This window comes from Bacillus sp. 220_BSPC (assembly GCF_001054655.1).
Lineage (GTDB): Bacteria > Bacillota > Bacilli > Bacillales > DSM-1321 > Peribacillus > Peribacillus frigoritolerans.
In genome coordinates, this window is the sequence record NZ_JVPL01000303.1 from 1 (window position 1) to 12,169 (window position 12,169).

A 12,169-nucleotide genomic window follows, 5' to 3' on the forward strand; every position below is an offset into this window, starting at 1 on the left:
AAAGGGGTTCAGAATTTTTTAATTCCGAACCCCTTTTGTCTACAAACTGTGGCTTCCTTTTATGGGAGCCTTTTTACATTTCGACCAAAGATGAAAAAAAACCACATATAGTGGGGTTGCCAAACATACTAAGAGGGTTTTTCAATGATGTAATTGTACATTAATCAGCAGGGGATATAATATCCCTTAAGCTAATTGGTTTAGTGGCTACCGTTGTCTTAACAGGTGGGGGATCTGCAGGAGCTTCACTGATGATCATCCGTTTGAAATGATGTAAGCTGTAACATTAAAAATGGAAAGGTGATATTGTGAATCCCATTCAACTTGAATGGGGATTTTTTTGATGGCCTTTATATTGGAATGGTCGATAATCTTCATACGTTTCACTTCGAATTGCCGGCAAATATTAAAAAGCGCCCTTAGCTTGAATAGCATCTATGGCTAAAGACTAAGGACCATTCATGGTTTACGGGGGATTTCAGTCCAGATGAATTTACAAATACTTTTTGTATTTCTTTAATTTATAGATGACTGTTGGCTGGCTGATGCCCAAATGTTCTGCCATTTCGTATGTGGTTTTACATTTTTTCCATGCTTTTGCAATCAATTGCCTTTCAACGTTTTCCAATGTCTTCTTTAAATCGAAATTCTCTTCACATTCCTGTTCGATTGCGAGGAAGGTGGAATCTTCAGGGGGGTCCACTTGCCCTGTGATGGATTGTGGAAGGTGTTCGGGAAATATAATTGGCTCTTCGATGGTCAGGATTAACCGTTCGATTAAGTTTTCTAATTCCCGTATATTTCCGGGCCAATGATAATGGGTCAAAACTTCATAAGTCGATGGATGGATTTTTTTGTATTTCTGGTATTTATCATTGGTTTTTTCTAAGTAATGCTGAATTAAGAGAGGGATATCTTCTTTACGTTCATGTAATGCCGGAATTTGGATGGGAATCACATTCAAACGATAAAATAAGTCCAATCTAAACCTACCTTGACTTACCATCTCCTTCAAATCTTGATTAGTTGCTGCAACAAGGCGGAAGTTAATATGGTTTTCTTTTTTTCCACCGATGCGCTTTATCTTTTTCTCCTGCAGTACTTTCAGTAATTTAGCTTGCATGGCAAGTGGGAGTTCCCCAATTTCATCCAAGAAAAGAGTACCGCTGTCAGCCTGCTCGATCAGGCCTTGCCTCCCTTGCTTATTTGCCCCTGTAAATGATCCCGGCTCATAGCCGAATATTTCTGATTCAAACAAACTTTCCGGTATCGTGCTGCAATTCACTTCGATAAAGGGTTCTTTTTTTCGGTTGCTTTGGTCATGAACAGCACGGGCAAAAGTGCTTTTCCCTACCCCGGAAGGTCCTAATAAGAGAATCGTGGCATCGGTTTTTGAAACATTATGGATCGTTTTTAAAATATGTTTCGTTTCATTACTTCTGGCAATCAGATAATGGTAATCCAGTTCCTTTTCTCTTAAATCCTCGACTTCCGTTTGATAGCCTTTAACTTTTCGTTGTAATTGTTCAAATTGATCCTGCAATTGCAGGATCTCGGTTTGATCCTGACCATAGCTGATTACCCTAACGAGGTGTCCTTCCTTATTAAAAATGGGATAGCCAGTCGACATGACAACATGACCCGTCTTTGTTTCTTGCATTATGCGTTTCGCTTTCTTTTCCTTTAAAACAATCGCATTGATGGAAGGTGCAAGAAGGCCCTCACTTTCTAATTGATAGACGGAGGTACCGATATAAGAGTCACTTTTCATACCATAAATCTCCCAAAGCTTTGGGTTGGAATATAAAATGATTCCATCTTGATCGGTAATGAGAATGTTATTATTCGATGTTTCAATAATTTTATTTAGTTCTTCCTCCAGCATATCATCGTACATACGTTACGCTCCTTTGGGTTTTGGGATGCTGTTTAATTAAAATATAAATCAAAAAGTCTAAATAATCAAAAAATAAATCAAAAAACAAGAAAATGATTAAGTTTTTAATCATTTGATGAAACAAAATAATGAAAAGCCTTATATACCGCAGCGAAATAGTTGGCCTGAATCTTGCTTATGTAAAAGGTAAGAAGAGAATTTCAAGGGTGTTATGAATATCCATTCTATTAGAATAGATGGAAGTTTGTATGACATCTGCAAATGCAATGGAGTGAAAAAAATAATAGTAGAATTAGAATTTAGGAGGATGTTACATGACGAAGTATCAACCGAAAGACTCATTCAAATCACCCCGTTTTTGTGGAGTGCGTACGTTTATGCGGCTCCCATTTGTTGAACAGATAGATGAAAATATGGATTTTGTCATTACGGGAATTCCATTTGATTCCGGGCAATCATTTAGGACGGGTGCTAGATTCGGACCAGAAGCCATTCGCGATTTTTCAATCCTTTTACGTCCTTATAATCCAGAACAAGATATTAATATTTTTGACTATATATCAGGAATTGATTATGGCGATGTTCCGATCATCCCGGGGTATATTTCGGAAACATATAAAAAGATCGAAGAAGAGCTTACCCCCGTCATTGAAAAAGGGATCATTCCGATTTCATTGGGAGGCGATCATTCCATTACACTAGGGGAGTTACGTGCAATCGTAAAAAAACATGGACCCGTTGCCCTGCTTCAGTTCGATGCTCACTCTGACACTTGGGATAGTTATTTTGATCAAAAGTATAATCACGGAACCGTTTTTCGCCGCGCAATAGAAGAGGGGCTCATCGATGTATCGCGATCTCTTCAAATTGGTATGAGGGGCGGTCTGTACGGACCCGAAGATCTTCAGGATGCCCGGGATTTAGGTTTGGGAGTTTACACGACAAACGATTATAAGCGTATCGGGGTCGAAAAGATGCTAAGGGTCATTCATGAGCGTGTTGCGAATGGTCCGGTGTTTTTATCTTTTGACATTGATTTTTTAGATCCGGTTTATGCTCCGGGGACGGGGACTCCAGAAGTTTCCGGTGCCAGCATTGATGATGCTTTAGCCTTGGTGAGAGGATTGACGAATATAGATTTTGTTGGATTCGATCTTGTTGAGGTTTTACCATCATACGATCACGGACAAATCACGGCTGCTGCAGCCGCTAATATTGTCTATGAATTCATCACACTCATCGCACTCGCAAAAAAAGGGAAAATGGAGAAGAAAGAGAGAGTAGGAGATTTGGAAACGCAGCTTAATAATTAGTTTCCTCATTTCTATAGAGAAGGAAGGAAGCGGTAAAGTCCTTTCTTCCCTCTTTACAAGCGATAAGAACAATACAAGCCCAAAAGGAGATGTGTACATGCATATTTTGGATATATCGATCATGATTCTATATTTTTCTGTTTTAATCATTGTGGGAGTAATCGGATCCAAACGGGCAAAAACAGCAGATGATTTCATTGTGGCAGGGCGCAATCTTGGTCATTTTATGTATTTATCCTGTTTAGCTGCTGTGATATTAGGGGGGGCTTCCACCCTAGGAACAGCAAAGTTAGGTTATCAGTTTGGGATATCCGGTATTTGGCTAGTGGTGATGATCGGGCTCGGCATTATCGCTATTGGGCTGTTTTTAACAAATAAGATATTTAATTTAAAAGTATTGACGATCAGTGAAATGCTTGAGAAACGCTACAACTCTCAGACAAGATTGATCAGTGCCCTTGTCTCTGTTATCTATACATTCATGCTGACTGTAACGCAAGTGATTGGGATGGGGACAATTTTACATGTTTTGGCTGGCTGGAATTTAACGGTTTCCATGATAGTCGGAGGCGGGATCGTTTTATTTTATACAATATTAGGAGGTATGTGGTCAGTCACCATGACTGATGTCGTGCAATTCGTCATCATGACGATCGGTATTTTCTTTATCATGCTTCCGATGAGCATCTCTAAGGCAGGAGGGTGGGGCTCGCTTAAAGAAAATCTCCCAGCATCACATTTCGAGTTAGGGAACATTGGCGGAGAGACGATTTTTCAATATTTCCTATTATTTACCCTCGGGGTAGTTGTTGGCCAAGATATTTGGCAGCGTCTATTCACCGCACGAACCAAAGCTGTTTCTCGTGGCGGAACGATTGGAGCGGGGTTATATAGTGTTTTTTATGCGATTGCAATCAGTATCATTGGAATGTGCGCTTTTATTATCCTTCCTGATTTAGGCGATCCCCAAAATGCATTTACCAGTATAGCGATGGTAACTTTACCTGCTGGTCTATTAGGGGTTGTCATTGCGAGTGTGGTATCAGCCCTAATGTCCACTGCTTCAGGAACTTTGCTTGCTTCCTCCACTTTAGTTGTTAATGACATCATTAAAAAATATATTGGTCCAAAAATGAGTGAACGACAATTTTTAAAAACATCCCGAATAACAACTTTAACGATTGGTGTATTGGCCATCATCGTTTCGATATGGATTCAAGATATTTTAGTTGCATTGGATGTAGCTTACGCAATTTTATCCGGTGCTGTGTTCTTTCCGATCATCCTTGGTTTCTTTTGGAAAAGGGTCACGGCTACAGCGGCATTTTACTCGATTCTCGCCAGCATGATCGTTATCATTGTCGGATTGGTGATTAATGGACCTTCCTCCACTCAACCAATTCTGTACGGGCTCGCTACTAGTTTTGTCGTCATTACTGCGATCACTCTCCTAAGTTCCAATAAGGATCATAAGAACGAAAGTGAAGTAAAGCAAGATATAAAGAGCAAAGCTGACATGGACACCTTGGCTAATTGATGTTTCAGCAAAAAAACGGAAAAAGATTCGAGGAGGAACGAGATATGACAAAGACAATTTCCCTGCAACCGGCAACATTCAATACTATGGAAGAAGAACGTGATCACCGGAAGGAACGTTTGGCAGCTTCATTCCGCCTTTTTTCAAAGTTTGGTTTCGATGAAGGGATAGCCGGCCATATTACAGTCCGTGATCCTAAATATACAGACCATTTCTGGGTCAATCCGTTTGGGATGCATTTTAGTCAAATTTCCGTTTCGGATCTTATATTGGTTAATCATAAAGGTGATATTGTAGAGGGTGAACATTCCGTTAATGGTGCAGCCTTTGCCATTCATTCTGAAATTCATAAAGCGCGGCCGGATGCGATTGCAGCGGCACATGCTCATTCGGTCTATGGAAAGACATGGTCTTCCTTAGGGAGACTGTTAGATCCGATTACTCAAGATGCCTGCCAATTTTACAATGATCATGCATTATTTGATGATTTTACAGGCGTGGTTTATGCATCCGAAGAAGGTAGGCGCATTGCTAAGGCTTTAGGTCAATACAAAGCTGTCATCCTCCGCAATCATGGATTGTTAACGGTTGGCCAATCTGTAGATTCAGCTGCTTGGTGGTTCATAACGATGGAACGTTCATGTCAAGCACAGATAATGGCTGAATCTGTAGGTAATCCGATTTTTATAGAAGAAGAGTATGCAAAATTGACAGCAGAACAAACGGGAACGGAATATGAAGGATGGCTGAGTTTCCAGCCTCTGTGGGAAAGGATCAGAAAAGAGCAACCAGATTTCTTGAAGTGACCATGAAGCACGGCTTGGTATAATCCCAAAGGATTGCCTTCCCATAAAAGAGGGAAAAAGGAATCGTAGGTTCTTGAGGAGGTTTAATAATGTCCGCTTCTAAGAAAACAGCACCTTCACTTTATATCAGAGTCGATATACCGGAAAAATACATCAATCAGTTTAAGGAGATTTGTTCAGAAGTTGTTGTCGAGCCATGGGAATTCGGCGAACCCGAACCACAGCCAACAGTTGATATAACACAGTTTGATGTCCTATATACGCTGGGGCTTCATGATAATCTTAACATTATAAAAAAAGCTCCAAAGATTAAATGGGTCCATTCAGACAGTGCTGGAGTGGAGGCCATGCTGAATGAAGATATACAAAACAGCGATGTCATCATCACCAATGTCAAAGGCTGCACATCTGTCCCGATAGCCGAGCATACAATTGCGATGCTATCTTCGTTAGCAAGAGGCGTACCGACAATGATCAGAAATCAAATAAACAAAACGTGGGTCGAAATTCCAGTGAAAGATCTCGAGAATGCGACAGTGGGGATAATTGGGTATGGTGATATTGGCTATGAGATAGCAAAGAGATGTAAAGCACTGGGTATGACCGTCATTGGGTGCCGCCGGAACCCCTCCAAGAGGAACACGGAATATGAACCTGCTGATTTTATAATGGGAATGGATCAAGTGGATGAGGTCCTTTCCAGGTCCGACTTTGTCGTCTTGGCCCTTCCGTTTACAAAAGATACATCATACTTTTTTAATAAAGAACGCTTAAATAAAATGAAAAAAGGCAGCTACGTAATCAATGTCGGCCGAGGTAATACGATTGTTGATGAAGATTTAATTCATTCCTTGAGCAATGGGCACATAGCAGGAGCGGCTCTGGATGTGTTTGAAGTAGAACCTTTACCTAAGGACCACCCTTTCTGGCAGCTGGAAAATGTTATGGTTTCCCCACATAATGCTTACAACTCTTCCAAGCACCTAGACCGCGTGATGGAATTATTCCTGAGAAATTTAAAGCTTTTTTCTGACGGTAAACCCCTAATGAACGTTGTAGAAAAAAAACTTGGTTATTAACAGCGATCGATCTTTTGAAAAAAAATTCGAATGGAGTACAAGGGCAGACCCTGATTGGGTTTGCTTATTTTTGTTTAAAAGCCACTGCTTCATTCTTTTTCTTGTATAGGACAATCTCTGATCAGGAAAAGCTGGATATAAGGAGGCGATGTATGAATGGGTACTTTCGAAGTTATTTCCCTGATGCTAAGCTTTGGCATGTTTGTAATTGCTATTCTTGATTTCAAAAATCATGACAAGAATCCTTGATAATATTGAGGCAGGCCGATCTGTTTGATTAATAATGGAAGCGTTTTAAAAAATTCCAGGTTGTTTAAAGAAGGTATTGATTTTCTCGATTTTTTAAACTTGCAGAGAACACCATTATGAGGTGTTCTTTTTTGTTTTGTTTCCAATGAGTTTTAATCGATATTCCATGCATACATAAGTTTCATCTTTGACAAAACAATGATATACAAGTATAGTCTCTAATAGACCGGTTGATATAATTTCAAGGAGTGATCCAGCTATGGCAGAGAAACGAAACTCGAAAGACATTCTTATTGAAGCTGCTTCCAGACTTTTTCGTATACGTGGATATTACGGTGTGGGGCTTAAGGACATTATTGAGGAAAGTGGTATCCCAAAAGGTTCGCTGTATCATTATTTTCCGAAAGGCAAAGAGGAATTGGCGATCGAGGCGATTATTCATACAAAAGATTTCGTGATAGATGAAATTAAACGGGGGTTTGATGAAATTGAAGACCCTATTAAAGCCATTCAGTCTCATATTTTTCATTTATCCGAGGTTTTTGGTCATAGTGAAAATCTATTAGGACTGCCAATCGGGACGATTGCAGCGGAAACATATACGACGAGTGAGCAGATAAGAATGGCCTGTCAAGAAGCGATGGAAGATTGGCAATCCATTTATGTGAAGAAATTACTCGAAGCGGACTTCAGTGAGAAACGGGCAAAAGAATTGAGTATCGTAATTAATGCTTTGATTGAAGGCGGTATCCTTTTATCCTTAACGGCGAAAAACGGGGAACCTCTCCAAGCCATTGCGGAACAGATACCATTATTGCTGATAAATAAATAAGTCATGCGGAAAAATTATCTTAAGCTTAGGTCGAACAGTTAGTAATTGGAGGAATTATTTTATGTCAGCAGATGCAACACAGCAACAAAACCCAGTCATTAGGACGACCCCTATATTAATTGCATTTTTAATTGCAGGGTTCATCGGGTTATTCAGCGAGACGGCATTAAACATGGCGCTGGGGGATCTAATTCAAGAATTCAATGTCAGTCCTTCAACCGTGCAATGGCTAACAACGGGTTACCTATTGACATTGGGGATACTGGTTCCCGTTTCGGGACTCTTGATTCAGTGGTTCAATACTCGTCAATTATTCATTGCCTCAATGGTGTTCTCCATCATTGGTACGCTCATTGCAGCAATTGCACCCGGGTTCGGCATCTTGATGCTAGCCCGTGTCATCCAGGCAATCGGAACGGGTCTTTTATTACCTCTCATGTTCAATACCATTTTATTGATTTTCCCTATTCATAAAAGGGGAGCGACGATGGGATTGATGGGGCTGGTGATCATGTTTGCCCCAGCCATCGGGCCGACAGTTTCAGGCTTGATTATTGAAAATCTAAAATGGAATTACATTTTCTGGGTGTCTTTGCCGTTCTTTGTGATCGCTTTACTATTCGGTCTCAAGTATATGCAAAACGTTTCAATAATCACCAAACCTAAAATCGATGTACCATCCATTATTTTATCGACCATTGGTTTTGGGGGAATTGTTTATGGCTTTAGTATTGTCGGAGAGCAAGGATGGAGCAATGCGATCGTTTTATCCTCGATCATTGTTGGACTTATAGCATTATTCCTGTTTGCTGTGAGGCAATTCAATATGGATAAACCGATGATTGACTTGCGCGTTTTTAAATACCCGATGTTCACGTTAGGGTTAATAACAGTCTTCATCACCTTCATGGTCATCATGTCATCCATGATTCTCTTACCGTTATACCTGCAAACCGGGCTTGCATTAGCTGCGTTTTCTGCTGGACTGGTACTATTGCCGGGTGGAGTGCTTAATGGTATCATGTCTCCGGTTACGGGGCGCATTTTTGATAAGTTCGGTCCAAGAGGGTTAGTGGTTCCAGGCTTCATTATCATGATTGTCATGTTATGGACTTTGACGAACGTAACGACTGAAACGACGATCATAATGGTAATCGTCATGCATTCCCTCCTTATGATTGGTGTTTCGATGGTCATGATGCCGGCCCAGACAAATGGCCTGAATCAACTGCCAAAAAATCTTTATCCGGATGGAACGGCTCTAATGAATACATTGCAACAAGTATCGGGGGCCATCGGTACAACCGTTGCCATTACGATCATGTCAGCATCCCAAAAAAATTATATGGCAAATGCAGAAGATCCGTTCGATCCATCTGCCATTAGCGGTTCATTGACTGCAGGCGTTCAAGATGCCTTTATTTTCGGCCTTGTCCTTGCAATCATTGGTTTGATCGTATCGTTTTTTATCAGAACAGCACGAGACTAATAAGATAAATTAGCCAGCAGGGAATGGAGTTTCTCTGTCTGGCTTTTTTGCTGGTTTTTATTACCATATTTCATCAAAAGCGAAAAAGTCAGAGTGAATTATTTGAAAATTAACCACTTTTCGGGTAATCTTACACAATGAAAGTTACTAAAATTCAGCTCAGGTAAAGCGGTTAACAGGAGGAACTCAAATGAAAACAATAAAAACCAAAATGTTTGAACCTGTAACAATAGGTGCATGGAACTTAAAAACAAGAACGGCAATGGCTCCTATGACTCGGTCGTTTGCCGATAACGAAACTGGTGTTGTGAATGACCTGACCGTAGAATATTACCGAAAGCGGGCTCAAGATGGAATCGGACTTATCATTACTGAAGGTGTAGTGATTTCACCAAGAGCAAAGGGCAATCCTGGGGTTCCCGGAATATATACTCAAGAGCAAATCGACGGGTGGAAAAAAGTAACGGAAGCAGTACACGCAGAAGGCGGAACGATTATTGCGCAAATCTGGCATGTGGGCCGTGCAAGCCACCATGAAATTGCAGGAGGACTTCCTCCGCAGGCCCCGTCACCTATCGCTGCGGAAGGTAAGGTTTCACGATTCGGCAAACCTTTTGACATTCCTGAAGAAATGGCAGAGACGGATATTGCAGAAGTTGTGAACCAATATAAACAAGCTGCAAAGAATGCAATGGATGCTGGCTTTGACGGCGTAGAAATTCATGGTGCACACGGCTACTTAATTGACCAGTTCAATTCTGACACCTCCAATAAAAGGACCGATCGGTACGGTGGTGATTTAAAACAGCGTCTGACATTTATGAAGGAAGTGCTAAAAGCAGTTATTGATACGGTTGGAGCGGAACGTACCCTTATTCGTTTCTCGGCTTTGAAAATTGACCAGCCGTCTTATATGTGGGAAGACCCTGAAAAAGCGATCCAAACATTTATTGAAGCGTTCAATGAAACAGGAGTTAAAATGATTCACCCATCCACGATGGAATTTACCAAACCGATTGCAAGAGGATTGACCATGCATGAATTGGTACGCAGCCACTGGGATGGAATCATAGTCGGTGTGGGCGGGCTTGATCCTGAAACAGCGGAAGCAGCACTGGAAAAAGGCATCATTGATATTGCGGCGATTGGACGTCCGCTTATCGCCAACCCGGATTATCTGGCACGAATTAAGAAGGATGAAGGACTTGTTGATTACGAGGCAAAGAAACATTTAGGGCAACTGATTTAATAGCGATAAGATAAAAGGCAGGCTTGTTCATGACAGGACAATGCAGTACCCATATTTCCGTTTCTATGACTGATGCGATTCTTCTTCAAGAAGGGTCGCCTTTTTGTATGAAAACACTTTAGTGAAAGGCCATACTTAAATAAGCCCACCATATTCTAATTTTTTTGAAGGACGTAAATGTACTATGTCGTTATTTTAACTGGTTATGCAGTTTGTTGTTCAGATGGATCGATTGTATAGCCTTTCTTTTTTAGGTATTCGATCATTTTTAACTCTTTGTTATTTTGTTTTTCTTCAAGGTAATTTGAGCCTAGTTCTTGATAGGGTTCCCCTGTTTTTAAGATGTTGTAAGCAATCGTTAGTAGTAAATGAGCAGAAGCGATTCGTCCCTTCATTTTTCCCTGCCTTTTGGTAATCCTTTTTCGATGTGAAGCAATTCGATTATTTTGCCTTGATGTCGCTAGTACACACTCTACAGCCATCGTTTTCAAAGCTTTGTTACCTTGTGTGGTTTTACTCGTTTTTTTTTACCAGCACTTTCGTAATTTCCAGGACTCACACCAGCCCAAGAGGCAAGATGTTTAGCTGACTTAAATACGGACATATCAACGCCCATCTCTGCAATAAAAGTAGCTGCGGCAGCTTTGTTCACACCAGGTATTCCATCCAATAATTCTACTTCCTTACGATAGGGGGACAGGAGTTGATCGATTTGTTTTTCCAATTCTTCTATGGCTTTTTCTAAATAACTCATATGCTCCCAATGGTAACGCAACATATCACGATGATGACGGCGAATACGACCATTAATTGCACTGGCAATGTCAGTAATACTTGCCTTTGTTCGCCAATCCACCATTTTTCGAAGACCATCGGTCTCTATTTTTTCACCGTTTAGAATCGCTTCAAGGATACGGCGTCCCGATACACCAAAAATGTCTGATAATACGGATGTTAGCTTGATATTAGCATCTTGAAGAATTTTGTGAATGCGATTCTGTTCTGATGTGCGATGATGAATCAATTTTTTTCGATAACGAGTAAGATCTCGTAAATCACGAATATCCTCCGGTGGTACAAAATTGCTTTCAATAAGTCCACATCTTAGAAGCTTGGCAAGCCATTCGGCATCTTTCACATCAGTTTTACGTCCTGGAACATTTTTGACATGTCTTGCATTGGCAAGAACAAGGTGAAAAGAACCTTCGAGTATATTCCATATTGGTTTCCAGTAGACTCCGGTACTTTCCATCACAACATCGGATACCTGAAGGGTAGCGAGCCAATCACTTAAAGCCAAGAGTCCTGTTGTTGTAGTTGAAAATGTTTCAATAGAGGTCTTTGGCTTTTGATCTAATGGACCAAATAATACACAGGCTACTACTGTTTCTTGGTGTACATCTAGGCCAGCACACCGTTCAATCATTGCTTCCATAGGAGAAATCACCTCAAAAAAAGATTAACAATACATATGACAGGAGATTTGTTACAAAAATTTTTGTATACGTACTAGCAGTACACTAAATGGTTCTTCCATACTGTCACAACCAGTTTCTTATACAGGGTATCTTCCTTAAGATCCACCAAAAAAAGTTCAGCCTGGTTGTATTGTTATCATCCATTATTGTCAAGGGGTTAATGGGTTAGACTCTATTTTGAGTTTAGATTTTCGTAGTAGATGGTGGCGGCGAGGAGCGCCGCCATAGAAGTTTCTTATG

At 40.6% G+C, this 12,169-nt stretch carries 11 protein-coding genes; 8 read left to right on the plus strand and 3 right to left on the minus strand.

Annotated features, from left to right (window positions below; all coding sequences use genetic code 11):
* Nucleotides 1-493: 493 nt before the first annotated feature.
* The gene (locus tag ADA55_RS25665; protein ID WP_048689082.1) at nt 494-1,897 is read right to left on the minus strand and encodes a sigma-54 interaction domain-containing protein; all 1,404 of its coding nucleotides are present in this window, start codon (nt 1,895-1,897) and stop codon (nt 494-496) included.
* Between the two features lie 314 nt (nt 1,898-2,211).
* Between ADA55_RS25665 and speB the strand changes: the two genes are divergently transcribed.
* From speB to ADA55_RS25700, 8 genes are all read left to right on the plus strand, one after another.
* Nucleotides 2,212-3,210 (plus strand): agmatinase, encoded by a 999-nt coding sequence (gene speB, locus ADA55_RS25670; protein WP_048689085.1) that lies wholly within the window; start codon nt 2,212-2,214, stop codon nt 3,208-3,210.
* Nucleotides 3,211-3,307: 97 nt separating this feature from the next.
* A complete protein-coding gene (locus tag ADA55_RS25675) occupies nt 3,308-4,747 on the plus strand; it encodes a sodium:solute symporter (protein WP_048689089.1) in 1,440 nt (479 codons plus the stop codon).
* Nucleotides 4,747-5,553, plus strand: coding sequence for a class II aldolase/adducin family protein (locus tag ADA55_RS25680; RefSeq protein ID WP_264371019.1), 807 nt, complete (start codon nt 4,747-4,749; stop codon nt 5,551-5,553). The genes ADA55_RS25675 and ADA55_RS25680 overlap by 1 nt, the downstream gene beginning before the upstream one ends.
* Before the next feature lie 89 nt (nt 5,554-5,642).
* Entirely contained in the window at nt 5,643-6,632 is a 990-nt protein-coding gene (locus ADA55_RS25685; protein ID WP_048689095.1) for a D-2-hydroxyacid dehydrogenase, read from the plus strand.
* Between the two features lie 156 nt (nt 6,633-6,788).
* On the plus strand, nt 6,789-6,881 hold the full coding sequence (locus ADA55_RS31570; RefSeq protein WP_220126990.1) for a putative holin-like toxin: 93 nt from the start codon (nt 6,789-6,791) through the stop codon (nt 6,879-6,881).
* A gap of 259 nt (nt 6,882-7,140) precedes the next feature.
* Nucleotides 7,141-7,713 (plus strand): TetR/AcrR family transcriptional regulator, encoded by a 573-nt coding sequence (locus ADA55_RS25690; protein ID WP_048689098.1) that lies wholly within the window; start codon nt 7,141-7,143, stop codon nt 7,711-7,713.
* Between the two features lie 61 nt (nt 7,714-7,774).
* Nucleotides 7,775-9,202, plus strand: coding sequence for an MDR family MFS transporter (locus tag ADA55_RS25695; RefSeq protein WP_048689101.1), 1,428 nt, complete (start codon nt 7,775-7,777; stop codon nt 9,200-9,202).
* Nucleotides 9,203-9,392: 190 nt separating this feature from the next.
* Nucleotides 9,393-10,451 (plus strand): alkene reductase, encoded by a 1,059-nt coding sequence (locus ADA55_RS25700; protein ID WP_048689102.1) that lies wholly within the window; start codon nt 9,393-9,395, stop codon nt 10,449-10,451.
* Nucleotides 10,452-10,654: 203 nt separating this feature from the next.
* Here ADA55_RS25700 and ADA55_RS30840 read toward each other — a convergent pair whose 3' ends face one another.
* Together ADA55_RS30840 and ADA55_RS25705 are read right to left on the minus strand one after the other, a co-directional pair.
* On the minus strand, nt 10,655-10,942 hold the full coding sequence (locus ADA55_RS30840; protein WP_054399254.1) for a hypothetical protein: 288 nt from the start codon (nt 10,940-10,942) through the stop codon (nt 10,655-10,657).
* A complete protein-coding gene (locus ADA55_RS25705; protein WP_213068208.1) occupies nt 10,939-11,886 on the minus strand; it encodes an IS110 family transposase in 948 nt (315 codons plus the stop codon). The genes ADA55_RS30840 and ADA55_RS25705 overlap by 4 nt, the downstream gene beginning before the upstream one ends.
* Nucleotides 11,887-12,169: the final 283 nt, after the last annotated feature.

Coding starts and splice junctions, on each gene's coding strand:
- ADA55_RS25665 (WP_048689082.1), bottom strand. CDS start 1,897: ATGTACGATGATATGCTGGAGGAAGAACTAAATAAAATTATTGAAACA.
- speB (WP_048689085.1), top strand. CDS start 2,212: ATGACGAAGTATCAACCGAAAGACTCATTCAAATCACCCCGTTTTTGT.
- ADA55_RS25675 (WP_048689089.1), top strand. CDS start 3,308: ATGCATATTTTGGATATATCGATCATGATTCTATATTTTTCTGTTTTA.
- ADA55_RS25680 (WP_264371019.1), top strand. CDS start 4,747: ATGTTTCAGCAAAAAAACGGAAAAAGATTCGAGGAGGAACGAGATATG.
- ADA55_RS25685 (WP_048689095.1), top strand. CDS start 5,643: ATGTCCGCTTCTAAGAAAACAGCACCTTCACTTTATATCAGAGTCGAT.
- ADA55_RS31570 (WP_220126990.1), top strand. CDS start 6,789: ATGGGTACTTTCGAAGTTATTTCCCTGATGCTAAGCTTTGGCATGTTT.
- ADA55_RS25690 (WP_048689098.1), top strand. CDS start 7,141: ATGGCAGAGAAACGAAACTCGAAAGACATTCTTATTGAAGCTGCTTCC.
- ADA55_RS25695 (WP_048689101.1), top strand. CDS start 7,775: ATGTCAGCAGATGCAACACAGCAACAAAACCCAGTCATTAGGACGACC.
- ADA55_RS25700 (WP_048689102.1), top strand. CDS start 9,393: ATGAAAACAATAAAAACCAAAATGTTTGAACCTGTAACAATAGGTGCA.
- ADA55_RS25705 (WP_213068208.1), bottom strand. CDS start 11,886: ATGGAAGCAATGATTGAACGGTGTGCTGGCCTAGATGTACACCAAGAA.